This window comes from Streptomyces katrae (assembly GCF_000717655.1).
Lineage (GTDB): Bacteria > Actinomycetota > Actinomycetes > Streptomycetales > Streptomycetaceae > Streptomyces > Streptomyces katrae_B.
This window is the reverse complement of sequence record NZ_JNZY01000061.1, coordinates 1-24,213: the sequence shown is the minus strand read 5'-3', so window position 1 is coordinate 24,213 and position 24,213 is coordinate 1. Positions and strand designations below refer to the sequence as shown.

At 68.5% G+C, this 24,213-nt stretch carries 16 protein-coding genes and 6 pseudogenes; 9 read left to right on the top strand and 13 right to left on the bottom strand.

The genetic code is table 11. From position 1 onward, the window contains the following. Positions 1–301: 301 nt before the first annotated feature. A pseudogene (locus tag IF09_RS44140) lies at positions 302–1,315 on the top strand (IS5 family transposase). Between the two features lie 45 nt (positions 1,316–1,360). Here IF09_RS44140 and IF09_RS0137345 read toward each other — a convergent pair. Next, positions 1,361–3,631: an MMPL family transporter gene (locus IF09_RS0137345; RefSeq protein ID WP_030303668.1), complete on the bottom strand. Its 2,271-nt coding sequence runs from the start codon at positions 3,629–3,631 to the stop codon at positions 1,361–1,363. A gap of 175 nt (positions 3,632–3,806) precedes the next feature. Here IF09_RS0137345 and IF09_RS0137340 point away from each other — a divergent pair, with 175 nt between their 5' ends. Both IF09_RS0137340 and IF09_RS0137335 read left to right on the top strand, forming a co-directional pair. After that, positions 3,807–4,979, top strand: a complete 1,173-nt coding sequence (locus IF09_RS0137340) for a sensor histidine kinase (RefSeq protein WP_030303666.1) — start codon at positions 3,807–3,809, stop codon at positions 4,977–4,979. Next, on the top strand, positions 4,954–5,616 hold the full coding sequence (locus tag IF09_RS0137335; protein ID WP_030303664.1) for a response regulator: 663 nt from the start codon (positions 4,954–4,956) through the stop codon (positions 5,614–5,616). The genes IF09_RS0137340 and IF09_RS0137335 overlap by 26 nt, the downstream gene beginning before the upstream one ends. A gap of 258 nt (positions 5,617–5,874) precedes the next feature. Here the strand turns inward: IF09_RS0137335 and IF09_RS44135 are convergent. The 3 genes and pseudogenes from IF09_RS44135 to IF09_RS0137325 form a co-directional block, all read right to left on the bottom strand. Further along, positions 5,875–6,086 (bottom strand): annotated as a pseudogene (locus IF09_RS44135) (IS5/IS1182 family transposase); the annotation flags it as partial. 28 nt (positions 6,087–6,114) lie between these two features. Further along, a complete protein-coding gene (locus IF09_RS0137330) occupies positions 6,115–6,585 on the bottom strand; it encodes a hypothetical protein (protein WP_234321309.1) in 471 nt (156 codons plus the stop codon). A gap of 209 nt (positions 6,586–6,794) precedes the next feature. After that, positions 6,795–7,283, bottom strand: coding sequence for a hypothetical protein (locus IF09_RS0137325; RefSeq protein WP_234321308.1), 489 nt, complete (start codon positions 7,281–7,283; stop codon positions 6,795–6,797). A 740-nt stretch (positions 7,284–8,023) separates the two neighbouring features. On the opposite strand from IF09_RS0137325, the gene IF09_RS0137315 reads away from it, so the two are divergent. Further along, on the top strand, positions 8,024–8,629 hold the full coding sequence (locus IF09_RS0137315) for a VanZ family protein (protein WP_234321307.1): 606 nt from the start codon (positions 8,024–8,026) through the stop codon (positions 8,627–8,629). 414 nt (positions 8,630–9,043) lie between these two features. Here IF09_RS0137315 and IF09_RS47745 read toward each other — a convergent pair. The 7 genes and pseudogenes from IF09_RS47745 to IF09_RS0137275 all read right to left on the bottom strand — a co-directional run. Next, a pseudogene (locus tag IF09_RS47745) lies at positions 9,044–9,248 on the bottom strand (ISAzo13-like element transposase-related protein); the annotation flags it as partial. Positions 9,249–11,265: 2,017 nt separating this feature from the next. Then, positions 11,266–11,469 carry a cold-shock protein gene (locus tag IF09_RS0137300; protein ID WP_030303655.1) on the bottom strand — a complete coding sequence of 68 codons (204 nt, stop codon included), beginning with the start codon at positions 11,467–11,469 and terminating at the stop codon, positions 11,266–11,268. Positions 11,470–11,705: 236 nt separating this feature from the next. Next, positions 11,706–12,545: a hypothetical protein gene (locus IF09_RS0137295; protein ID WP_030303653.1), complete on the bottom strand. Its 840-nt coding sequence runs from the start codon at positions 12,543–12,545 to the stop codon at positions 11,706–11,708. Then, positions 12,542–13,276, bottom strand: coding sequence for a MerR family transcriptional regulator (locus IF09_RS0137290; RefSeq protein ID WP_030303651.1), 735 nt, complete (start codon positions 13,274–13,276; stop codon positions 12,542–12,544). Before IF09_RS0137290 ends, IF09_RS0137295 begins: the two co-directional genes overlap by 4 nt. A 262-nt stretch (positions 13,277–13,538) precedes the next feature. Further along, positions 13,539–13,730, bottom strand: a pseudogene (locus tag IF09_RS48715) (DUF4158 domain-containing protein); the annotation flags it as partial. A gap of 370 nt (positions 13,731–14,100) precedes the next feature. After that, entirely contained in the window at positions 14,101–15,426 is a 1,326-nt protein-coding gene (locus tag IF09_RS0137280) for a PQQ-like beta-propeller repeat protein (protein WP_078613704.1), read from the bottom strand. 272 nt (positions 15,427–15,698) lie between these two features. After that, positions 15,699–16,163 (bottom strand): annotated as a pseudogene (locus IF09_RS0137275) (transposase); the annotation flags it as partial. Between the two features lie 321 nt (positions 16,164–16,484). Here IF09_RS0137275 and IF09_RS0137270 point away from each other — a divergent pair. The 3 genes from IF09_RS0137270 (at position 16,485) to IF09_RS0137260 (ending at position 19,383) form a co-directional block, all read left to right on the top strand. Then, positions 16,485–17,024, top strand: a complete 540-nt coding sequence (locus IF09_RS0137270) for a hypothetical protein (protein WP_030303644.1) — start codon at positions 16,485–16,487, stop codon at positions 17,022–17,024. A gap of 172 nt (positions 17,025–17,196) precedes the next feature. Then, positions 17,197–17,490 (top strand): hypothetical protein, encoded by a 294-nt coding sequence (locus IF09_RS0137265; RefSeq protein ID WP_158710179.1) that lies wholly within the window; start codon positions 17,197–17,199, stop codon positions 17,488–17,490. Between the two features lie 336 nt (positions 17,491–17,826). Further along, positions 17,827–19,383, top strand: a complete 1,557-nt coding sequence (locus tag IF09_RS0137260; protein WP_030303642.1) for a hypothetical protein — start codon at positions 17,827–17,829, stop codon at positions 19,381–19,383. A 24-nt stretch (positions 19,384–19,407) separates the two neighbouring features. Here IF09_RS0137260 and IF09_RS0137255 read toward each other — a convergent pair whose 3' ends face one another. Then, positions 19,408–20,754 (bottom strand): IS630 family transposase, encoded by a 1,347-nt coding sequence (locus tag IF09_RS0137255; RefSeq protein WP_078613703.1) that lies wholly within the window; start codon positions 20,752–20,754, stop codon positions 19,408–19,410. A gap of 126 nt (positions 20,755–20,880) precedes the next feature. Between IF09_RS0137255 and IF09_RS41240 the strand changes: the two are divergent. Then, positions 20,881–21,898 (top strand): annotated as a pseudogene (locus IF09_RS41240) (IS630 family transposase). Between the two features lie 65 nt (positions 21,899–21,963). Here the strand turns inward: IF09_RS41240 and IF09_RS0137245 are convergent. Further along, on the bottom strand, positions 21,964–22,683 hold the full coding sequence (locus IF09_RS0137245; RefSeq protein WP_158710178.1) for a hypothetical protein: 720 nt from the start codon (positions 22,681–22,683) through the stop codon (positions 21,964–21,966). 439 nt (positions 22,684–23,122) lie between these two features. Between IF09_RS0137245 and IF09_RS0137240 the strand changes: the two genes are divergently transcribed. Further along, entirely contained in the window at positions 23,123–23,545 is a 423-nt protein-coding gene (locus IF09_RS0137240) for a hypothetical protein (protein WP_030303636.1), read from the top strand. The last annotated feature ends 668 nt before the right edge of the window (positions 23,546–24,213 follow it).

Below are 24,213 nucleotides of genomic sequence, written 5' to 3'. Positions count from 1 at the left end.
CCTTCACCGGCTGGCATCGGCACGTCACCCTCGTCACCGCCGCCCACCTATTCCTCACCGAGCAGCGGACCTGCCCAAAAGCCCCTGCCAGGGCCTGACTCTCTACCAGGCCCTGGACCTCCTCCAACACCTGCTGGCCACCTGGAGCGGCACCTGCCCCACCTGCCAACAAACCGTCCCATGGCAGCCCTACGACACCACCTAACAAAGCACTACTAGGGCGCGTATCGAGTCGTGATCAATTTGCGGGATATGCCTTCGTGGCACGGTCCGGTCCGATAGACGGTCTTACGTGACGTGAGTGCAACTGACGGATCTGGATTTGGAGTTCATTGAGCCGTACCTGCCGATCGGCGAGTACGGCCGTACCCCGAGCGACTGCGGCAGCAGTTCGAGGGTGTGATCTGGTGGTTCAAGACGGGCGGGCAGTGGCGGGAGATGCCGACGGAATTCGGCGCCTGGTCGACCGTCCACAACCGCTTCCGGCAGTGGCGTGACGCCGGCGTCTTCGAGGCCCTGCTGGAGGGCCTGTTCACGGAAGCCGCGAAGCGGAGTGAGGTGGACCTGTCCCTGGTCAGCATCGACTCCACCACCGCCCGAGCCCACCAGGACGCGGCCGGGATGCACCTCGACGAGGACGTCGTCACCGCCCTGCAGAAAGCCGCGGCCGAGGAGGAGAAGGCCAGGTCAAAGGGGGCGGCCTCGAAGAGCAAAACGGGCAAGAGACCGAAAGTGATCTCGCGCTGGAAGAACGACGACGCATCCGGCGTCGGCGGAAACTCCGGCTGAAGGCCGCCCTCCTCGGACGTTCCAGAGGCGGGCAGACCAGCAAGGTCCACCTCGCCGCCGACCGCAAGTGCCGCCCGCTGGCGTTCATCCTGACCACAGGCCAGGCAGCGGACAGCCCGCAGTTCATCCCCGTCCTGAAGAAGGTACGGGTACGCGGGCCCGTCGGCCGACCCCGCATCCGGCCGGACGCGGTCGCCGGGGACAAGGCGTACTCGTCCCGCGGAAACCACGCCCACCTGCGCAAAGCCGTATCAAGGTGGTCATCCCGGAGAAGAAGGACCAGGCCGCCAACCGGAAGAAGAAGGGCTCCAGAGGTGGCCGACCCGTCAGCCACGACGCCGATCTCTACAAGGAGCGGAACACCGTCGAACGCCTGATCAACAAGCTCAAAGCATGGCGAGGCATCGCCACCCGATACGACAAGACTCCCGACAGCTACCTCGCCGGTCTCCACCTGCGCGCCTCGATGATCTGGATCAAGGACCTCACCAGGACCACCGATGATCACGACTCGAGATGCCGCTAGGTGACGCGCTGAGGTGCCGGACGCCAAGGGCGGGCAGGAGTCGAGTCAACGGTCAACCAGCCGTGGACGCGGGGCCTCACCCGTGGATTCCGCGTCGGTGTCGTCGGTGCCGACCGGGCCGCGGGGAAGCATCCAGTCTAGCCACTTCGGCAGCCACCAGTTGGTCCGGCCGAGGAGTGTCATGGTCGCCGGTACCAGCACCATGCGTACGACCGTGGCGTCGATGAAGATCGCGGTGGCCAGGCCGAGCCCGAACATTTTGGTGGAGGGGTCCTCGGCGACGGCGAAGGACAGGAAGACCGCCACCATGATGAGGGCGGCCGAGGTGATGATCCGGGCGGTGCGCGAGACGCCCTCAACGATCGCCGTGCCGTTGTCGCCGGTGCGCAGGTACTCCTCGCGTACGCGGGAGAGGAGGAACACCTCGTAGTCCATCGACAGGCCGAACAGGATGGCGAACAGGAACATCGGGATGAACGACACGATCGGAACCGTCGCTTCCAGCCCGATGAGTGCGCCTCCCCATCCCCACTGGAAGACCGCGACCATGATGCCGTAGGCCGCGCCGATACTCAGCAGATTCAGCAGTACCGCCTTGAGCGGTACGAGTATCGAGCGGAAGACCAGCATCAGCAGCAGGAACGACATTGCCAGCACGGCGGCGACGAACACCGGCAGGCGTTGGCTGGTGCGTTGGCCCACATCGGACAGGCTCGCGGCGGCGCCGCCGACGTGGGCCCTGGCCGGGCCGTGCCCGATCGCCGTGGGCAGCACGTCGGTGCGCAGCCGGGCGATGGTGTCGGCCGTGGCCTTGTCCTGAGGGCTGGTGGTCGGGAACACCACGAGGGTCGCGATGCCGGTGTCCCGATCGATGTGCGTCGGCGCGACGGATGCGATGCCCGGATCCGCCGCGACCGCCCCGACGAGTCGGTCCAGCACTCCCGGATCACCGGTGGGGTCCGCGGCGATGACGAGGGGACCGTTGGTGCCCGGGCCGAACCCCTCGGCGACGAGGTCGTAGGCCCGGCGCTCGGTACGGCTGTGGGGCAGTGAGCCGTCGTCGGGCAGGCCGACGCGCAGGCCGAGCACGGGCAGCGTCGCGGTCAGCAGCAGCGCCGCGGCGCCGACCGCGTACGGCACCGGGTGCTGGCTGACGTGCCCGATCCAGCGACGCCACCCCGCGGCGTGGGCGGCGCCTGCCGCCGGGTCCCGCCGCCGTGCGAGTCGGCCCAGCTTCGTGGTCTGCAGAGCCCGGCCGATCCGGCCCGCCCGGGCCAGGCGCGGGCCCGCCGCGCCGAGGAAGGCCGGCAGCAGCGTCACCGACGCGAGCACCATCGTCAGGACGACGATCGAGACGGCAACCCCGCCCACCGTCATGAACGGCACGTTCGCGACCGCCAGGCCGAGGATCGACACGACGACGGTGCCGCCGGCGAAGACCACCGGCCGCCCCGCCGTGGCCACCGCTCGTCCGGCCGCCTCGTGCGGATCGAGCCCGCGCGCGAGGTACTCCCGGTGCCTGGCGAGCACGAACAGCGCGTAGTCGATGCCCACTCCGAGCCCGACCATGCTGCCCAGGACCGGTGCGAAGGTGGGGACGTCCGTGACCCCCGCCACTACCCTCATCGTGGCGACCCCGATGGTCAGCCCGAAGACCGCCATGCCGATCGGCAGCGCGGCGGCGACGAGCGAACCGAACGCCAGGAACAGGATCGCGGCCGCGGCGAGGAGGCCGATCAGCTCGCTTGCGCCGCCGTCGGGGTCGGAGAAGGCGTAGAAGAGGTTCCCGCCCATCTCGATGCGCAGGGGCAGCTCGGCGCGCAGCCGGTCGCCGAGATCGACGAGGGCGTCGAGGTCTTCGGCCGACAGCCGGCTCTGATCGGGGTACTGCACCCGGACGACCGCGATCCGCCCGTCGGCCGAGACGAGGCCGCCGCGCACGGCGGTGTCCCCGCCTGCGTCGAGCGCCCTCGCCGCGTCGCTCGTGCCGAGCACGTGCGGCAGCCGCTTCACCTCGGTCTGCAGCCGCGTGAGAGCGGTGCGCGCGCTGTCGTGGTCGAAGAACGTCGCACCGTCGTCGAGGGGGGTGACGACCACTTGGGCGGTCATCCCCTCCTGGCCGGTGCCGGCCCGCTCGATCAGTTCCGCGGCCCGTCGGGAGTCCAGTCCCGGAGCGGTCATCGAGTCCGCGGTCCGCCCGCCGAAGGCGACGGCGGCGAGGACGGCGAGCGTGGCGGCGATCAGCCATGCCGCGATCACCCGCCAGGGATGGCGGGCGGCGCTTGCGCCCAGGCGCAACAGGGCTTTCGAGAGCATCGGGTCCTCCAACCACCTCGTCGGCCGTCCTTGTACGGCCGCCGATGTCGAGGCTCGTCGCCACGGCGCTCCGCGGCATCGGCCCGCGGGCCGCGGATCCGTCGGCCCCGGGGCGGAGGGACGACCCGTCCTTTCGGCCGATGCGCGGCACGCCGCGGTCCCTAGGCTGAGAACCGTGCTACGAGACGACCTGCGAACCCTGTGGACCGAACCCCGGCCGCCCGACGCGCCCGCCCGGGTGCGGCGGGACTGGGCGCTGCTCGCCGCGGGCCTTGCCGGTGTGGCGCTGGAGGCCACCCTGCGCGAGAACGTCGTGTGGCGGCCGGTGGCGGTGGTGCTCGCCGTATGGCTGTGCCTGCTGCCCCTGTGGCGCCGGACCCGCCCGCTGGCGATGGTGACGCTGGCGTTCGGCTCGGTGATCCTGCTTCCGGTGGCCTCGCTCGTCGCCGCACCGCGCGAGCCCGTCGGCCTGTACACCGGCGCGGTCGTGCTCGTGCTGGTGTACGCGCTGCCCCGGTGGGGATCGGGACGCGAGATCGTGCTGGGCGGCGCGGTGATCCTCGCGGCCGGCGCGCTGTGTGTCGTCACGGACGAGACCCCGGTCGTCGAAAAGGTCGTGGGCTTCGTTTTCCTGCTGCTGCCCGGCGTGGTCGGGGCTGCCGTGCGGTTCTGGGTGACCGCTCGCGAGCGGCAGTTGGAGCAGGTGCGCTCCCGCGAGCGCGAGCAGCTCGCCCGGGAACTGCACGACACGGTGGCCCACCACGTGTCGGCCATGGTGATCATCGCTCAGGCGGGCCGGGTGCTCGCGGGCACCGACCCGTCCGCCGCCGCCGAGGCGCTGGAGGGGGTCGAGGAGGAAGGGGCGCGCACGCTGGAGGAAATGCGCGCCATGGTCGCCGCGCTGCGCGACCGCGGGGTCGGCGCCGAGCTGGCGCCCCCTGCCGGAGTCGCGGATCTGGAGCGCCTGGGGCGCACCCCGGGTGGTCGCCTCAGGGTCGACCTGGGGCTCGACGGCGAACTGGACGCGCTGCCCCCGGCCGTGGACGCGGCCGTCTACCGGATCGTGCAGGAGTCGGTGACCAACGCGCTGCGCCATGCGATCGACGCGACCGAGGTCGTCGTCCGGGTCGCCGCGGAACGGCACATGGTGCGGGTGAGCGTGCGCGACAACGGCCGGCGCACCGGCCGGAGTCGCGACGGATACGGACTTACCGGATTGCGCGAGCGCGCGACGCTGCTCGGCGGCACACTACGAGCCGGCCCGGGTACCGACCGGGGCTGGCATGTCGAAGCCGAACTGCCGAGAGCGAGGAGCGAGAGCGGTGTCCATTCGCGTCCTCGTCGCTGACGACCAGACGATCATCCGCACCGGGTTGCGGATCATGCTGAACGCCCAGCCCGGCATCGAGGTGGTCGGCGAGGCCGCCGACGGGCGGGAAGCGGTACGTCTGGCCCGCGAACTGCGCCCCGACGTCTGCCTGTTCGACATCCGCATGCCTATACTCGACGGGCTCGAGGCCACCCGGCTGGTCGCCGGCCCCGGCGTCACCGACCCGCTGGCCGTGGTCGTCATCACCACGTTCGACCTCGACGAGTACGTCTACGGCTCACTGCGTGCCGGCGCCCGCGGATTCCTCCTCAAGGACACGGGACCAGACCTTCTGGCGCAGGCCGTACGGTCGGCGTCCGACGGTGAGGCGCTCATCGCGCCCAGCGTCACCGTCCGTCTGCTCCAGGCATTCGCGGACCTGCCCGCCGGCCGGCCCGTGGCCCAGCCGGTCTCCCCCGTCACCGCCCGCGAGGAGCAGGTGCTCCTCGCCGTCGCTCGCGGGCTGACCAACACCGAGATCGCCGATGCACTGCACATCAGCCTCAGCACAGTGAAGACGCATCTGGCCAGCCTGATGGCCAAACTCGGCGCCCGCAACCGGGTCGAGATCGCGATGTGGGCCTACGAAACGCGCCGCATCCTCCCCGGAACCTGAGCCGGGTGCCGGGCCAAGTCCCATGAGTCCCCGCCCGGACATCAGTGCACCAATCGGCTCACGTCGGCTCCACGTGCCTCAGCCGCCCCAGAGCGTGACGTACCAGGAGGCCGGAACTGGGACGGTGAGGCACCCGATAGGACAAGACTCCCGACAGCTACCTCGCCAGTCTCCACCTGCACGCCTCGATGATCTGGATCAAAGACCTCACCGAGGACCACCCGATGATCACGACTCGATACGCGCCCTAGACTGTTCCGGGCGTGGCTGGCGCAGCGTCAAGTTCGTGCGCCAGTACGCAGTGACCAGCAGTACGCGGTCCTCCAGCGGCAGGCTCCAGGACGGCCTTTGCGTACGGGCTCCGCGCCTTCGCGGCGTAACGCGGTGATTAGCCTGCGGAAGCAGGACGGGCTCAGCCCGGAGAACGGGGTTATCCAGGTGGGCTCCGACGACGTGATCGCACCAGCCACGGCAAGATGTCTCAACCGCGGTCCCGCCTCATGGAGGCGCCATTGAATCCCCGGCCGTGCGTCGCTGTACGGGCCACAGGTCGTCATATGCGGCGTCCGTGAACTGCACCTGCGGACCGCGCAGTGCGGACGCGTCGGCTACCTCGCCTCGAGCCGCCTCAGCGAGTCGCGCCGCATAGCGATACGTAGCTCCCCGCAGGGGCTCGCTTCTGGCAGCCAGGTCGATCTCCGCCTGCGCAAGCCACAGGTCATCGACGAGCTGGTCCAGCACGGGATCGGCTGCGCTCCCGCCACCGGGCGGGCGCGTGAGCGCCGCCTTCTCCACCTGCGACGCGATGCCCAGGAACTTCAGGATCACGTTCTTCAGCTCCGCACGGTGCGCGGCCGACTCCTGCATCTCAAGCTGCCGGGCGCTCGCTCGCGACACCAGGTACTGGCCAAACAGCGACCCGCCCGCGCCGAGCGCAACACCTGCCAGCGACAACAGCGTCGGCCCCAAGGTCCCGTGACAGGAGTCTCTCAACTCACCGCTCGAGAGAGACGGGCTGCCCATGGACAACCCGCGCCGGGGCAGTCACGGGACGGCCCTTAAGCCCCGCTGGCAGTGCGACCCACGGCAACGGCCACGGTCGCAGCGCCCCATGATCGCCGCTCACAGGAGAAGCGACGCGAGAGCCGGCACCACGGGGTGCCCGTCCGGTGGGTAGGTCAGGAGAGTCCTCCGGCTCGCCTCAAGTGATCGGTAATCGCATCCCGTGTCTTCATCAACCGCCGGGCGGGCTCGACCAAAGCAGAGCCGTCACGTGATCGCTCAACCTCAGCGAGCAGCCGGTAGAGGGGGGCGACCTGGTCCTCCAGCGACTTGACGAGGGCGAAGGCGCTGCGGGGCCCCACGAGACGGGCCACTGTGCCCAGCCGCCGCACTTGGCCTATGTGGCCGTCAACCACCGCGACAACCTCGTGCACGTCGACATCACGGCCTTCATCCAGCCGCTCAGCCGTCTGTCGGAGAGTACGTGCGATATCGGTGGCCGCCTGCAGAAGATCGGTGTATGACTGGAGCGCCCTGGCCTCTTGCTCGGTGTGCCGGGCCCGCCGCCACTTGTTCCGCTCCAAGTACATGTTGCCTGCGAGCGTGAGGGCAACTCCCGTAAGAGCAGAGGCTACCGGGATTACTTGATTTGCTATGTCAGCCACAGAGCATGAGTGTGCCACCCATGGGGATTGCGCTGCGGGCTTTGTCCGAGGTCACGAATCAGGCGACTCATCACACTGCCGGGGCTGAGTTGGTTATGACGGTCGGCGCCCTCGTACGTGAGCTTTCATCCCGATGCTGTTGAGTACAGCCGCAGGCGATGCCCGGCGGCCGCCCCGACAGCGTCAGGGCCAGCCGGCGGGATGTTCGTCGCCGGCCGCGAAGGTCCTCGCCGCCCTCCCTGAACACGCGGAAGAGACGGTGTGGGACCTACTGGACGCTGCCGCGGCCGACCCGTGGGGCTTCCGCCAGTGGGACCCGCCGACCCCGAAGGCGAAGACGTCCGGATCGCGTCCGCTGGCTGCTTGTCCGTCATCTACTTCGCCAACCGTCCGTTACGGCACCTGTCCGTCCTGGACATCGTCTGGCTCGGCTAGCCATCTGACACCGCGAGCCGGCCGCCGCCGTCGGTACGCAAGGCCATGATCGCTCGGGCAGACGCCGACGCATGGGTGTGCGCCTGGTTCCATCGAGACGCGTCGGGCGCACCGATTCCTGGCCGCGGGGATCGCTGAACGGTTTCAGCAGCTAGCCCCGCTCGATTTGATCTCAGAAGTCCTTGCCGGCACTCCCCGCAACTGCCTTGTTCGCTTCCGGTGAGCAAGCAAGGTGCGTCGTTGACGTCAGCGGGTACACGGGCATTCAACGCACGCGTCGGTCACGGTCACCGAGGGAGCTCTTCATGGACGTCCGCAGGAAACTCGCCGCTGCGCGCCGGGGCAAGTGGCCTGGGCGGGCGCGGGAGGCCGTCCCAGCGGTCCGGTCTCCCGGTCGGCCGGTGGTACGAGCCCTTGCGATGCTGTCCGCCTTCGCCGGGACGGTGCTGTTCAGCCTGATCCTGGCGCGTGTCACCCTGGAGCCCTCGGCGGCTTCGGCCAGTGTCGTGCACAGCAATACCGACCCGGGCGCCTCGATCCGCCTGTACCTCGACGGGGCGTCTGTCCGGGAGGCAGCCAAACAGCTCGGCGGCAACATTCTGCTGGGCGTGCCGTTCGGGATGCTCCTCCCGGTGCTGCTCCCGCAGGCACGCGGGTTGGTGCGGGTGGCGGCGGTGACGGCCGTGGTGATGACCCTCGTGGAGCTCATCCAGGGATCCCTGGTCACCGGACGGGCCTTCGACGTGGACGACGTCATCCTGAACACTGCTGGTGCGCTGCTCGGTTACCTCGTCCTCGGTCGCCGGATGGGCCGTGCCGTCCACCCTCGCCGACGTCACTGGTGGCACCGCTTGACCCGAAGCGGTGACCGCGCTCCGGCGCGCGGATCCGTGCTGCCACCGGACCGGTAGCCTGCCTTTTCCTCAGGAAGTCAACGTCTGCAGTCCCCGCGCAGCGCGCTTGGCGGCTTGGCCTTTGGGTGCTACACCGCGCTTGGTTGTCCATGGGGCCTGGGGCGCTGCTGCCCCCCGGAGTCACCGTTGCTGCGTCCACCAGACGAGCTCGGGGACGATGCCATCGCTCCGCAGGGTGTCTGGGGCTTTGGCACCTGTGCCCGGGGCCACCAGGCGCTCGTGACCGCGACGCGTGCGGAGCACGGGCTCGCGTTGAACCTCCAGCTCGGGAGTCAGGGCGTCGATGAGCTACGCAGAGCTGTTGGCGGGTCATACCGGTCAGTTCAGGGTCCTGCAGTGAACGCCGTGTGAGGCCATGTGGCCAGTCCGCCGAAGCATAGTCTGACGTGCTGTTGATCGCCGTCGCGTCCAGAGGATGCTGGGGGTTGAGGGTGTAATTCCAGTCGCCGTGGAAGCGGTGGCGGGTGATCGGAAGGGCGGCGATCTGGTCGTCGCTGACCTGGATGCCGGTGGGGCAGGGGTGGGTGTCGAGTTCGGCGTGCACGGTCAGGCCGGTTTTGGTGGTGGTCGCCGCGATGCTCTCGACGATGACTTCGTGGCTGGTCAGGGGCCTGCCACGAAGTCATCGTCCAGAGCATCGCGGCGACCAAGCGTTATCCGACCTGCTCAACCTGCACACCGGGACCGCAACAGCCTGGAACGAAATCGCGGGCAACGCCCGCTCCGGTTACACCGCCGAACTGTCCCGGCGCCTCTCCGATACCTGACCGCACGACGCGGGCCAGCACCAACGACGCCAGCGCCAACGCTCGGGCCAGCGACTGCACGCTCGCAGCAACTGGCCAGCGGGTACGCGCTATCGAGTCCCTCAGGTCAGGCCGGAACCCTGGAGCAGCTTGGTGACCGCCTCCAGCAGTGGGGCGCCGACAGCGCCCACAGCCTCCGCGATGCGCATGAGTCGTTCAGCGGCCGCGCGGACCCTGCCGGGGTGACTCTTTCACCGGCTGACCACAACGCGTCCCTTCGGCACCGAAGGGAAGGTGCAGTCAACAGGTCACTTTGGAGTGTGTCTGAAAGATCGTGTAAGTCTGTGATGTGACAGCCTGGCCCGGGGCTCGGCCTCGAGCCCTTGGGCCGGGCGGATCGGACGAGTCATGGCAGACAAAGACGAAGCGGCCGCGTCCGTGGCCCGGTATCGGCTCCGACGAGTGCTGACAGCTGCCGTGGCGGGGTGGGGATCCTGGCGAATGCACGGGCACTCACCGTTGCAATGACCACACCGCCGCCGCCCTGCAACAAGATCGTTCCGGACGGGAAGGCGGGTTGCGACAGGCTTCCGTACTGGAGGTGGGGGCCATAGTCCCTACTCGTGAGGCGGGCGTCGGCGTCGGAGCTGTCAAGCCCCGAAGTGCCGTGGCGTGACGCGACTCGTTTTGCCGGGGCCTAATGGAGAGGCGGACTCACCCAGAGCGGGTGGGCCGTACCCATTCCCTGACCCCTCTCCTTCAAGGAGGATCCCATGATCCGTACCCGGACGCCCCGTCTTGGTGTGCTTGTCGCCTCGATACTCGTGGCAGCAGGAGGCGCTTCGCTGGCCTCCAGCGCAGTGGCTGCTCCAGCACCCTCGCACGGCACCACGATCACGGCTGTCAGCGACATCCCTGATCGCGAAATGTATCGGAGAGGGTTCCATGTGGCCTACCTACTGGGCAAGAAGGACGGACCCCTCTGCTTCAGACTGCACACCACGCACTCCACGAACCCTGTCTGGGTGAAGGGGTGGAACGCGGGATACGAGCGCGGATTCGCTATGACGTATGACAAGAGGATGTGCCCCAGCTGAGGGAGGGGCCGTGAGCCCGGAGCCTTCGATGCTGTGATCCCGCTTCTACTTTCCAGGGAGGCGGAGATGGCAGGCGGCTCTGTTCCTCGGTCAAGGCCGCTTCCAGGGCGGTGATGGTGCGACTCGAAGTGCACGCCGTTCTTCCGCAGGCGAGCTGCTATGTGGGCTGCTCGCCCGTCACCCCGTACTTCCAGGTGGCAGAGAGCCGCTGGATTCAGCAGCTCGAAGGTCGTGGAGGGAAGCCGCCCAGGAGGCGCCGACGCGTACGGGCTGCTGCCGGCCGGGGGACGATCTGGAAGCGGCCCCGGAAGCCGAAGACCGACCGGGAGAAGAAGCAGAGCTGGCTAAGCAGCGCAAGCGTTTCAAGGCGGCCGGGATACGCCGGTTCTACGGCGGGCAGTCGCGTCGGCCCCGGACCCCGGCAGAACCGCATCGGCAGTGCCCCCGCGCGCCGCGATGCCCGCGCCCTGTCCCGGATTCGGCACTCCACCGCCTGGCTGTGGTGACGATGTCGTGCGTCGTCCACCGAGTTGATCGCGCGTGCTCTGCATCCGGCGGACGATGCACGACATCGGATGGAGAGCACTGAGTGGAGCCCCCGGGTGAAGGCCCACCCGGGGGAACCCACTCGATGGACTCCACCCGGTGGACTCCACTCCCGTGCGGCCACGGTTTCCCCACCGCACCCGATTCCTCCCACCGCCCATCGTGGACAGGCGCCTCCGTCACAGCCCCCTTGACCACGGTCTGTTCAAGGCCCCAGCGGCTCCGCTGGCAGGAATGAGACTGCCTACGCGGCCGTGATGTTCTCTGCCTGAAGGCCTTTTTGTCCCTGGGTCACATCGAAGGAGACCTTCTGGCCCTCTACCAGTTCACGGAAGCCGTTGGAGGCGATGTTTGAGTAGTGGGCGAACACGTCCGGGCCGCCACCGTCTTGCTCGATGAAGCCGAAGCCCTTTTCTGCGTCGAACCACTTCACGGTCCCGGTAGCCATGTGCCCTCCAGAGAGACTCCAAGTCGCTCCCTTCACCCTATGGCCCCCGGCTCCGGATGGACCTGACGACCCGCTCACCGCCTAGAAGATCGACTTGCGTGAGCGGCTCCCATCCGCCGTTACACGCCTCGCACAAGGGGCTCGCCCCACCCCATACCTGCATGTAGGAGCGTGGCTTCTCTGCACCAGCGAAGTTGTCTACCGCTCCGTCTGTGTGGTCGAGCCGATCTGTGTGCTCAGGCGGGCTGACGGAGAGCGCTGACCAGTGCGCGCGGGTCGTCGGCGTGGAAGCGGATGGTGTGGGCCTTTTCCGTTGCGCCGAGCGGGCGGGTGAAGGGGAGTGGCCGGTTCAGCTCCAGGGTCACCGAGGTCTGGCTGCCCACTATGAGGTCGAGGACCCCGTCTTCGGAGAGGGTGATCAGGCTGCCTTCGGGGTAGCGCCGGTCGACGCGGACCGAGGCGACGGCGTCCGGCGGTACGGCGAGGTCGAAGAGGGCTCCGTAGCGGATCCGCAGAGAGCCGTCGGGGCGCACGACGTGCGGTCGGGTGACGCAGGCGGCGTGCAGGGCCAGTACGAGGACGACGCCGTACAGGTCGAGTACCAGGATCACCCGGTGGACCACCGGCCAAGGGATGAGGAAGGCCAAGCCCACCGTCTCGATGACCATCACGAAGAGCAGCCCGTACATCATCGCGGTCTGGGGCCCGGTGTACGCGGCAGCGAGGTCCCCGGGGCGCACCCCGTGCGTGCCGCGCCGGACCCACCGCCCCAGGGAGGCGAGGGCGCGCAGCTCGTGGAGGACCAGGCGGCGGACCGTCACCGGCACCGCCTCCTGCACGGCGGACCGCCGCGCCGCCCGGCGGTCCGCGCCGCGTGCGCGCGCGGCGACGTACAGCGAGCGCAGCACCCAGGCTTCCAGCAGCAGCACCGCGAGCACCAGCGCCTCGGCGCCCGCCAGCGCCCACCCGGGCGGCCGGACCCCAGCCACCAGGCAGGCCGCCAGAACCAGTTCCCCCGGCAGTACGGCGGCTACCGCGACCCGCGCCGCCCGTACGCCCCTTGGCCGGCCGCTCATCCCCGGCCCCTTTCCACGAAAGCTTCCATGAGCCGGCCCACGACTTCCGCCTGCGCGGGGGCGTACTCGCCGAGCAGCGCCTCCTTGAACCCGGTCACGACCACCCCGTCCTCGGGGATCGCGGCGAACAACTCCTCGGGGACGGCTGCCATCAGGTCAGCAGCCAGGGGTGCGATCCGCGGATCGTCGGTGGGGGCTTCGGCGAGAGCGTCGAGGCGCTCATACAGTTCGACAACCGCGGGATCGGCGACCAGCGTCCCGAGCAGCCCGAGCATCTCTTGGTTACCGGTGCTGGTGGCGTCCAGCAGCGCGAGGTACTCGCGGTCCTTGGCCGCGCTCGGCGAGTCTGTTCGGGGGACCTGTGCCAGCAGTGCGGCGAGGGCGGGTGAGACGGGCCCGGTCGCGCCGGGCGGCTCGGCGAGCAGGGCGCCGAGCCGGCAGCGGCGCTCCCTGATGTCGGCTTCCTGGCGGGCCAGGTCGGCGTCGAGTTCTTCCAATATCTCGGTCAGTTCGCGCCCGGCATCGTTGGCAAGGGCGTCGCGCACTTCATCGAGGCTGAGGCCGAGTTCGGTGAGCCTGCGCACCCTGGCGAGCAGGACGGCGTCGCGGACGCTGTAGGCCCGGTAGCCGTTCGGGAGCCGCTCCGGTTCCGGAAGCAGCCCGACATGGTGGTAGTGCCGGATCGCCCGGGTGGTGAGCCCCACGAGCGCGGCGATTTCTCCGATTCGCATGCCGCCAGTAGAAACCCTGCCGTTGCGTCAAGGTCAAGCGTTGAAAGTATCGTCGGGCGCAAAATGATTCGAGCGTGTCTACACACCGGAGTGGTACGTCTTCGTCAGCGCACGTATCTGGTCAGGGTCCGCTCCCGCTACCCCTCGTCGTCCTCGTCGAGTTCCACTGTGTCCGGGTCGCGAAGCGGGCGTAGGGCGCCGCCAGCCGGAGTGGAGGCGGTGAAGCTGTAACGGCCCAGGACGTTGAGGTTGCGGTGCTTGACAGCCCCATGTAGCGCACCGTGCACCTCTGGAGAGCAAAGCCCAGCTGATGATGCTTCGTACGCCGCAGCGCGATCAGATCCCGGTCGACATCGTCCAGGAAGAAGAACCGCTCCGATTCAGGTCTCGTCGGCTCCTCGGCGAACTTCCCGTACGTCCCGGCCTGATCATCAGTTAAGAATTCCACCGGCATGACGGGGACCGTAGCCAGGCCCACCCGTGATCGACGATCTTTCGGCGAACCCCCGGTTCTGGGGACGACATCTGTGCTAGCCAACCATGATCGTTCTCGGCGCCAACGGCTGTACCGATGTTCCCCAAGGCCGGCTCCCGAGCCCGGACCGTCGTTCGGGAGCAAGCCCGGGTTTCCCGGGCGATCCCGTGATGCGGTGGCTGTGTGTCGATGCCGGTCCCCGAAGCAGTGCTCGGCCGTCTTCAACACCACCGCCCACGTCGCGAGTGGGGCCTACTCCGGGGGCTGCCCGCCAGATGTCCCGTCTCACCAGAGGGTTGAGCGTCCGCTCCGATTGCTGGGTGTGCGTAGCGCGGGCGGCGCTGGGATGTCATAGGCGGAGGGCGCGTACGCCTTCGTCGTTGGCGAAGTACAGCATCCGGTCGACGGAAAGGGGCGGGGGCCCCGAAATGGTCCCACCCGCACTCACCCGCCACAGGGCTTCGCCGGTGCGGGTGTCATGGCAGTACCAGTCGTGCAAGTAGCAGACGAACAGACGGTTCTCGGGTGCCCCGCCCGCCGCAGAGGAGGTGACATGGCGGGTACTTCGCCAGCGTTCACGCCCTGTGGCCGCGTCATGAGCTCGCAGCGTGGTGCGGTACTCGTCGAGGCTGGCCTCGCTCCAGCACAGATAGGCGCAGTCCCCGTCAGCGGCGATGACGGGGCTTTCGTAGAGCCTGGTCGAGAAGGCGGGCGCGGTCCAGCGGAGCTTGCCCGACGCGGCGTCGAAGGCCTGCAGCCGCTGTTGGTCGCGCTTGCTCTGGCCGGGGCCGCTGATGTAGACGGCGTCGCCGTGGGCCACCGGCACCGAGGTGTGCACCGCCGGCGCGGTCCAGCGGACGTCGCCGGTTCGCGGGTCGTACGCCACCAGCTTCGAGCCGATGCCGACGTTGCCGTTGCGCCCGAAGAGCAGCCCTGCGGCGAAGGCGTCCAGGGTGCACCGGCCACCCGGCTTCTCCAGCGGCGCCGACCAGCGGACGACGCCGGTGCGCGGGTCGAGCGCGGTCAGGCTCCCGTCAGGCCGGTTGACGTACGCGAGTCCGTCGCGCACCGCCAGGAGCGAGGCTTCGGTCTGCCACAGCAGGTCCCCCTTCCTCGTGTCGAGTGCGTACAGGACACTGGGCGGCGGGTGGGGATCCTCGTCATAGGTGAACGGATGAAAACTGACCAGGGCGACGGAGCCGCTGGTCCACACGTCCCCCGCGCTGGGCGTACGCAGGCGGCTCGCCGGGGCCTGGCGCCACATCGGCTCACCGTCTACGGTGCGCAGCGCGTGCACGGCGCCGCCGTCCGTGGCGACGAACACAGCACCCGACGTCACGGCCGGTGCGCCGAAACGGGCACCGGCCAACGGCGCGCGCCACCGCTCGCGCCCGGTGGCCGCGTCGACCGCGTACAGCCCGTCCTTCTTCGTCCTGACGTAGAGCACGCCGTCCTGATGCACCACCGGAACATGCTTGACGCCCTTGCCGCCGCCGTCCTCGTCCAGCAGGGCAAAGGTCCACAGCGGCTTGCGAGTGGGCGGCTTGGCCTCCTTCGGCGCACCGTCGAGGACGTCGCACGCGGTGTTGGTGAGGCCGATCCCGATACCAGCACCGGCCACCCACTTCACGACTTGGCGGCGACCGACGTCCTGCTGTTCCCCTGGTGTACGCATCGGGGCAGGCTAAGCGACGCTCGCGGGCCGTCGCTACACCACAGGATGACGTCGAAATCGTGCTCAGGACTGGGAGATGACCATCCGGCGCAGCACGTCGGTCGGCGCCTCCCGCCCGTCCATCGGCCCACCGCCTCCGGACGTTGTTGCGACCCAGTGCTACTGCGGGAGGGCGGGGGTGACGCCACCACCAGGCAGGTGCGATTGATGACCTGCACGTTCGCGGATAAACGACATGATTTTGCTTTTAGATGTCGTTTTCGTCCGATGTTTCATCCCGGGTTGGTCTGTTTGGTGGGCTTCTTCGGGTCGCGCCAGGAGATGGCGTTCTCGCTGGTGAGGCGGCGGGCCATGAGCTCGGTCATGGCGATGTGGATCACGGCTTCGGAGCGGGCGGGCAGGGCCTCGTAGTCGCGGGCCAGGCGCCGGTGGAGCATGAGCCAGCCGTAGGTCCGCTCAACCGCCCATCGTTTGGGAATCGGGGTGAAGCCCCTGGTCCCCGGGGTGCGGGCGGTGATCTCCATGTCGATGCCGAGGGCAGCCGCGTGCTCGACGAGGTGCTGGCGGTAGCCGCCGTCGACCCAGACCTTGCGGACGCGGGGATGTTCGGCGGCGACCTGGTCTAGGAGTCGGGTGCCGGCGACGGAGTCCTGCACGCTGGCCGCGGTGACCAGCACGGCGAGGAGAAGGCCGAGTGTGTCGGTAACGATGCTCCGCTTCCTGCCGACGATCTTTTTGCGAGGCGGGAGCCGATCCGGAACCGCATCTCGCCTGCGGCCCGGCGGATATCCTCGCTCTGGTCGGTGTTCTCGAGGGTGTCTCGTCCATGCCGGGGACAACGCTGTATGCGCCTGCACGTCACAGTGCTTCCCGGCGTACCGCGCGGGTTCGGCTGTCGCGGCGCCTGTCCGGCGCTGGGGCGCAGCTGGACGGTCAGGCCTTGTGGCGCGTCCTGTTCCGGGTATACCCGGGCTGCGGCCCGCACGCGAAACCCAGTCCGCCTAATGGTCCATGCGTGCGAGAATTCCATTTTGATCACCGGGGGTTGGGGGTTTTACATGCACGTACGCACGAGGTCTTCGGCTGCGGCCGCTACCGCGCTGGCCATTGCGGCGTTCCTGGCGCTCGCGGGATGCAGCAGCTCCGGTGGGGAGGCCGGCCCGAAGCCGGCGGGCCCGGGCTCGTCCTCGGGATCCGGATCGGGTGCCGGGAAGGCGGACCCGGGGAAGGGCGGCTCGGTCCTCGGCCGGGACGCCGTGGACGGGGATCTCCGCAAGGCCCTCACCAAGGCGGGCCTGGATCCCGCTCAGGGGATGACCACCTCCGAACGCAACGGCGTGAAGCGCCCGGACATGGTCGACTGGCTCGCCGTCGTGAAATCCGCGGAGGCCGAGCAGGCTCTTCCCAAGTTGGGAGCAGAACTGGAGCGTGCGGGCTGGAAGCCGGCACAGGTGGAAGGCAACGTCCTCACCTACCGGAAGTCCGGCTGGAGCATGCTGGCCTCCAGCCTGCCCGGCGGCGCGGAGATGCCCAAGGTTCCCGAGGGCAGCAGCATGATCCAGCTGAGTGCCCACCAGCTCGACGGCGACGAAGGCTGACACCCGCCCGGCACCGGAAGCGGCTGGAGACTTTGCAGGAGCGGTCGGTGACCGAGCCAGATGTCCTACCTGTAACCGGCAAGCCCAGCTCTGTGAAAGGGGGTGCGCCACCGGTAGGGCTGCGGCGCAAGCCCTGCATCGTTCACCGTCACAGCCCGAGAGGTCATGAGTCATGAGTAACCCCTCGTACTCCATGCAGGAGGAGAAGCAGAAGCCGGGATGGTCTGTGACCGTACTGCTCTTCGGCGCGGTCAACGCCGTACTCAACTTCGGCGGTATCTGGTCGTGGTGGGCCTTGCTCTGGGGGCCGCTGTTCGCCATCGGGGCCGGGGCCGTGGTGTACGAGTGGCGGCTGCTGACCCGTAACCAGTGGCGCATGAGCAGACTCGAGTGGATGTTCCTCGCCATCGCCCACATCGGCCTGGCGGCAGCACTCGCCGTCGTCCTGGGCATCCTCCACCCCTGATCCACCGACGGCCGGCCACAGCCCAGCGCTGTCACGCAGCTCCTGACACCCATCGGGGCCATCCCCGGGCGCGGGAAGCAAGGCGATGACAGGTCGGCGCAGGTGCGATGCTCTTCGCCGCACTCGCCTGTGCAGGCTTCGTCTGCTCAGGGCGCAGGAGCCATCTCGCGCCGCTGACCGCCAGGCTCGAGGCAGCGGCGAGCGAGCTGTCCTGGTGAGCCTGGGCACCAACACGAGCGCCCTGCTCTTGCTTGGAACTCCTAACAGAATGAGCCGCCCACCGATCCGTGCGCAATAAGGCAGGCGGGTGCGGAGGAAGATCACTACTCTGCATAAGTGCTCTCCTACGACCAGTTGACTTCGCCCGAGCGTGAGCTGTGGGATCTGTTCCCCGAGGGATCCCGCGTGGACCTGCGCACGGGCGTGCCCGAGGACGACCGTGTCTCCGAGGGTGGGCAGTGGGGCCCCGGGCGGACGGTTCGGGCCGCCGTGATCGTGGCGCTCCTCCAGGGCGCGAACACCGTGCAGACGGGCGCCGTCGCCTGCCTGAGGCTCGCCGGAGCGCGGATATCCGGGCACCTCAACCTGGCTGGCGCGCAGATCGCTCACACTCTCTGGCTGGAGGACTGCTGGTTCGAGGAGGGCGTGGACCTCTCCGGAGCGTCGGCCCGGTCGATTGCAATCGTGGGCAGCCGAGTACCGGGCGTGGAAGCCGGTTTGATCCGCATCGAGGGACGCCTCGACATGCGGCGCTCCCGCCTGGGAGATGGCTCTGCCTCGCCCTTCCACCGCCGGGTCACCGCCTTGTCGCTCATCAACGCCCACGTGAGCGGCGCCGTGAACCTCAGCGGCGCCGAGATCACCGCACCCGAGGAATGGGCCGTGTCCGCCGGCGGACTCGTCGCGGAGGGCGGCGTCTACTGCGAGGACGGATTCGTCGCGCACGGTGAAGTCCGTCTCATGGGGGCACAACTGCCGGGCGGACTGCACATGCGGGGCGCTCTACTGGAACGGTCCGGCCGGCGCGGGGTGGCGCTCGCCCTGGACAACGCCGTGGCTTCGACGCTCGACTTCTCCGACGGGTTCGTCGCGAACGGGACCGTACGGCTGCGGGGTGCCCGGATCTCGGACAATCTGACCTTTGAAGGAGCCGTCCTGAACGGGCCGCCCGACGGCCACGGCCCGTCATTGGTCGCCCTACTGATGCAGGCCGTCGACTTCGACTTCACCCTCGCCCGGCAACCGTCCGCCGCCGTGGACCTGCGGGGCGCGCAAGTCTCCTACCTCCACGACAGCGACTGCAGCTGGCCGGAGGTGGTGGAGCTGGACGGCTTCGTCTACGGCTCCATCAAGGTGGATGAGGCGGGCGAGCGGCGGGAGGCAGTGGGACGGCGGGACTCCGTGGCCCGCCGCGTGGCGTGGATACGACGCAGCCCGGGCTACAACCCCCAGCCCTATGAGCAGTTGGCGAGCTGGTACCGGAAGGCCGGCCACGACGACGACGCCCGCCGCGTGCTCCTGGCCAAACAGCGCCATCGGCGTCAGATTCTGCCCCCGGCTGCGCGCTTGTGGGGGCGCCTGCTCGACGCGACCGTCGGATACGGCTACCGCCCCTGGCTGGCCGGCGTCTGGCTCCTCGCGCTGACATTGCTGGGCACGCTGTCCTTCGGCACTCGCTCGCCCAACCCTGTCAAACAAGGCGAGGGCGCCCCCTTCCAGCCCCTTGTCTACACACTTGACCTCTTGATCCCCATCGGTGGTCTGGGCCAGCGCACGGCCTGGTACTGGTCGAACGGCAGCCTCGAGTGGCTGGCCTACCTGCTGATCGCCTTCGGCTGGGTGCTGACGACCGCCGTCATCGCGGGTGTCACCCGCACCCTGCAGAAAAGCTAGTGTTCTGCGCCGGAAATCTCAGGGCTAAGTCTGCGCCTGGTTGCTCGGGTCGGATGGGGTGATCTTGGTGAGGTAGTCGGCGAGGGACTTGAGGATCTCGTCGGCGGTCTTCGTCCAGGTAAAGGGTTTCGGGTCCTCGTTCCAGGTCTCGATCCAGGCCCGGATGTCGTCTTCCAGTGCTTTCACCGAGGTGTGGACTCCGCGGCGGATGAGCTTGTCGGTCAGCAGACCGAACCACCGCTCGACCTGGTTGATCCAGGAGGAGCCTGTGGGCGTGAAGTGGACGTGGAAGCGGGGGTGCCTGGCCAGCCACGTCTTGATCTCAGAAGTGTTGTGGGTGGCGTAGTTGTCGCAGACCAGGTGCACGTCGAGCTCGCGGGGCACGGCTTTGTCTATGGTGACCAGGAACTTCTTGAACTCGATCGCGCGATGGCGGCGGTGGAGTTCGCTGATGACGGTTCCGTCGGCGACGTTGAACGCGGCGAAGAGGCTCGTGATGCCGTGCCGCAGGTAGTCGTGGGTGCGTCGTTCGGGCATGCCCGGCATCATCGGCAGCACCGGCTGTGAACGGTCCAGCGCCTGGATCTGGCTCTTCTCATCCACGCATAACACCACTGCCCGTTCCGGCGGATTGTGGTAGAGCCCGACGACGTCGACGACCTTGTCGACGAACTGCGGATCGGTGGACAGCTTGAAGGAATCCTGCAGGTGCGGCTTGAGATCGAACCGCTTCCAGATCCGGCCGACCGTCGATTTCGACAGCCCGGTGCGGGCGGCCATCGAGGCCCGTGACCAGTGGGTGTCCCGGCCCGGAGTGGACTCCAGCGTCGCCACGATCACGTCCTCGACCTGGTCGAGGAGAATCGAGGACGGCCGGCCCGGCCTGGGCTCATCGGCCAGACCGTCCAAACGGTCAGCGATGAAACGACCGCGCCAGCGATCCACGGTCGAGGTGTCGACACCAAGCTCGGCCGCAGCCTGCTTGTTCGTCCCGCCTTCCGCGCAACGCAGCACGATCCTCGCGCGAAGCGCCAGGTACTGGGCGGTCTTCGCGCGCCTGGCCCACCGGATCAGCTGGTCCCGTTCGGCCTCGCTCAGAACCAGATTGGCTTTCGGCCGGCCGAGGCGCGCGGCATCCTCGAGCCCGGCCATCCCCTCAGCGGCGAATTTCCCACGCCATTTCCTCACCGTCGCGGCGGTCACGCCGACCTCCACCGCCACCCGCGCGTTCGGCGCCCCGCCCGCACACGCCAGCACGATGCGCGCCCGCTCCGCGAACCGCGGCGCCACCGCCCCACTCGCCCAACGAGACAACTCCGCGCGTTCCTCATCGGACAGGCGGACTTCAACGGCACGAGGACCCGGCGACATGGCAACAGGCTACAGACTTAACCCTGAGATTTCCGGCGCAGGACACTAGTGCTGTGACCGGGAACGTTCGCCGGGTTGCTCGTTGTGCTGGTTGGAAATGACTTCTCCAACCAGCATGGGGAGGCGGTGGCGCAACCGGTTCGGGTTCGCGGGCTGACCGAGCAGGAGGGGCAGAAACTCCAGCACATCGTCCGGAGAGGCAGCACCAGCTCGGTGCGGTTTCGACGGGCGATGATGCTGCTGGCCTCGGCTGCGGCAGCACGGTCCCGGTTATAGCCCGGCTGGTCCAGGCGTACGAGGACACCGTCCGTGACGTGATCCACAAGTTCAACGCGATCGGGCTCGCATGCCTTAACCCTCGTTGGGCGGGAGGCCGTCCCCGCCTGCTCAGCTGTGATGACGAGGACTTCGTCGTTCGGACGGCCACCACCCGCCCGACCGTGCTCGGCAAGCCTTTCACCCGCTGGTCCATCCGCAAGCTCGCCGATCACCTGCGCAGGAACCTTGCCCGGCCCGTCCGGATCGGCCGAGGCCCTGCGGTGCTTACTGGCCCGCCGCGGGATCTCCTTCAGATGGAGTCCCCGGACCCGGACTTCGACGCAAAGCTGGCCCGGATCGAGTACGCGATCAACGAGCGGCCGGACCGCACGTTCGCCTTCGACGAGTGCGGACCGCTGGGCATCCGCCCCACCGCAGGCTCCTGCTGGGCGGAACAGGGCCGGCCAGACCGACTGCCGGCCACCTACCGGCGCACCCACGGCGTCACCTACTTCCACGGCTGCTACTCGGTCGGTGACGACCAGATGAGGGTGGGTGACGACCAGATGTGGCAGATCAACCGGCGCCGAAAGGGCATCGATCGCGCCTGGCCGCGTTGAGGTCGATTCGGGCCGCCCGCCCGGACGGCGCCCCGATCTACGTGATCCTCGACAACCTGTCCGCCCACCTGAACTGGAGAATCCGCAGGTGGGGGGCCCGGAACAATGTCGAGCTGTGTTTCACCCCGACCTACGCGTCCTGGGCCAACCCCATCGAAGTGCACTTCGGACCCGACGTCCTCGCTGCCCAATGAGGGGAACGCGCCCGCATCCGCAGCGAGAAAGGCATCCGCTGGGGTGGCAGACCACTACCCATCGCGCCCTGACCGCTCAGCCTGGCGAACCTTCCGGGTCACAGCACTGGGCCTGCGGCCGCCCAGCCGGTGGCACGTCAGCGCAGCTGGATCACCGCGCATGTGGGTCCGCGTTCCGCGCGCGTCTCGCAATCGTCCGACCCGTTGGCTGCCACGGCGTTGATAGCGATGCCCCACGCCCTCGCCGGAATGGTGACCGGTGTGTCGACCCGGTGCTCGATCACGCCCCGGTCATCGGGCCGGAGGTTGCTGCGGAAGAAGTCCACCGGCGGCTTCAAAGGGTCGCCGTGCGCATCCACGGCATACGCGTACACCTCGATGGTGGCCCATGTATCGACGCCGTCGGCATGCACGCCGAACCTCAGCCTCGGATCGGATCGGGGCCCCGTCAGGCTGACATCCATGATGGACGGCCGCCCGTTCCCGCCCGCCGCCTTCGCGGCACCGACCACCGCCACGCTCAGCGCAACCATGTAGAAGATCACTCCGAGGATGAGCACGGCGGTCTCCCACAAGTTGCCCCGCCGCGTGGGGCGCATCAGCAACGCCACGATGCTGCAGACAATCGCCAGGATGGAGCAGAGCGACGCCACGTAGATGGGCCACGAGCCGTTGTTGAGCGCGACGAATACGACGTCGCTGGTGAGCCCGAGAGCGGTCATGACGCCCGCTACGGTGACCAGAGTCCCGGCGAGGATCTTGGCGACGTCGTCCAGGCGCTTCCCGAGTCTGGCCTGGATCTCGTCGGGCAGCGGGGCGTGTTCCTGCCCCTCGCCCGGCCTTCTCAGCCCGCTCATGGAACAGACGCTAGCTGTGGACGAGATCTCAGGCGCCAGGGCGTACGCCAAACGGAGCGACGCCGCCGCCAACTGTGGTCAGGTCCGCGCATGACCGGCTGGTCCCGCTGGCCGGAAAGGGGGCATTCCGTGGGGGTCGTCGTCTACGGCTTGGGGCGGGAACGACGCGAGGTCGTGCCAGAACTGTGGGTCCTCCCGCTGCCGCGCCGGGCCGCCGACGACGCCTGGTCCGGGAAAGCATTTCCAACCAGCACACGAGCAACACGGCAAACCTTCCCGGTCACAGCACTACTAGGCAACAGGCGGCCCCCCCTCGAGCACTGGGCCACCGGGCCCCACTCCCGCGCATCAGATGGACACGGCCTACTCAGGTCAGGTCCGGTCGGAAATCGAACGAGGCCGTGTCGGGCGGTGGGACCCGTTCATTAGAGTGATCCGCATGGACATGCGGAGGATCGTCGCTGTGCTCGCCGAGGAAGCGGAACAGCAGATTCAAGACCAGGTGTGGCAAGTGGCCCCGAGCGAGTCCGCACTCGCTCTTGAGGCCGAGGCCGGCCTGCTTGACGCTGTCGGCCCGCCGGACGTCCAGGAAGCGTTGCCGCGTATGAAACGGCTCGAACACCTGCGGGAAACGCTCGCCGTCCTGGCCATCTCCCTCGCGCGTACTCACGGCCGCCTGGCCTGGTTTCTCTCCGGAGCTCTGAACGCACTCGAACCGGTCCTGAGCTGGCGCGCACTGCCTGCCGACCGTGGCGGCACCTTCGGCACTGTCCTGCCGAGCCCTGACGAATACACGGAGGCGGAGGATGCCGTCCGCCGACTTCAAGACGTCCTTGCGCAGATCGGCCGCGTCAGTCCGTAGAGCCGGCCTCGGGGCTGATCCGCTCCCGGGCTGAAGCACGGGCCGCCTGCTTGTGTCGCTTCCGTCAGTGATCCCCCTGCCGTCTCGTCACTGCTGCCCCAGTAGACATGAGGCAGGAGGAGCGCGGCCGTGGCCTTGCACGCCTGGCACAAGGGGTTCTCTGGGGGGTGTGGCTCGGGGTAGAGATCAGCTGGTTCGCGCAGCTCAAGCGCGCGGGGTGCCAAGGTAGCTGTTGCAACAGGTGTGGCGCTGTCGCCGGGTGAGCGCCAAGGTCAGGCGATGCTCCATGGTGCTGTGGTGGGCGGTCACAGGACGGCGATCGCGCGGCGCGACGCGGGGCGCTTTCCGCGCCCAGTCCGCTCCCGGACCCCAGTTCAGGGGGTATGCGGTGGACGTCTGTGGGGCGGGAGGATGGTGCTGCGCGGGCCGGGGTGGGCTTGGGCCCTGGCCTCGGCCGCCTCGCGCACCGGTAACAAGCGGCATCACCACGGCCACGCCTGAAAGTGTCCAACCGCATACGTAAACGGTTCCCCCTCCCCGACGGTGGAGCCGTTTCGTACCGCGGAGATTGCAGCGCACAGCCCGGCACGATTCGGCCTCCCCTGGGGAAGGAAGGGGAGGCCGATTTCGGTACCGGGCTGTGCGCTGCGGCTGGTTCAGTTGGCGCT

Excerpts from the sequence above, each read along its gene's own strand:
- IF09_RS0137265 (WP_158710179.1), top strand. The coding sequence starts at position 17,197 with ATGAGTAACCCCTCGTACTCCATGCAGGAGGAGAAGCAGAAGCCGGGA.
- IF09_RS0137280 (WP_078613704.1), bottom strand. The coding sequence starts at position 15,426 with ATGCGTACACCAGGGGAACAGCAGGACGTCGGTCGCCGCCAAGTCGTG.
- IF09_RS0137345 (WP_030303668.1), bottom strand. The coding sequence starts at position 3,631 with ATGCTCTCGAAAGCCCTGTTGCGCCTGGGCGCAAGCGCCGCCCGCCAT.
- IF09_RS0137270 (WP_030303644.1), top strand. The coding sequence starts at position 16,485 with ATGCACGTACGCACGAGGTCTTCGGCTGCGGCCGCTACCGCGCTGGCC.
- IF09_RS0137255 (WP_078613703.1), bottom strand. The coding sequence starts at position 20,754 with ATGTCGCCGGGTCCTCGTGCCGTTGAAGTCCGCCTGTCCGATGAGGAA.
- IF09_RS0137295 (WP_030303653.1), bottom strand. The coding sequence starts at position 12,545 with ATGAGCGGCCGGCCAAGGGGCGTACGGGCGGCGCGGGTCGCGGTAGCC.
- IF09_RS0137300 (WP_030303655.1), bottom strand. The coding sequence starts at position 11,469 with ATGGCTACCGGGACCGTGAAGTGGTTCGACGCAGAAAAGGGCTTCGGC.
- IF09_RS0137245 (WP_158710178.1), bottom strand. The coding sequence starts at position 22,683 with ATGAGCGGGCTGAGAAGGCCGGGCGAGGGGCAGGAACACGCCCCGCTG.
- IF09_RS0137240 (WP_030303636.1), top strand. The coding sequence starts at position 23,123 with ATGGACATGCGGAGGATCGTCGCTGTGCTCGCCGAGGAAGCGGAACAG.
- IF09_RS0137290 (WP_030303651.1), bottom strand. The coding sequence starts at position 13,276 with ATGCGAATCGGAGAAATCGCCGCGCTCGTGGGGCTCACCACCCGGGCG.
- IF09_RS0137315 (WP_234321307.1), top strand. The coding sequence starts at position 8,024 with ATGGACGTCCGCAGGAAACTCGCCGCTGCGCGCCGGGGCAAGTGGCCT.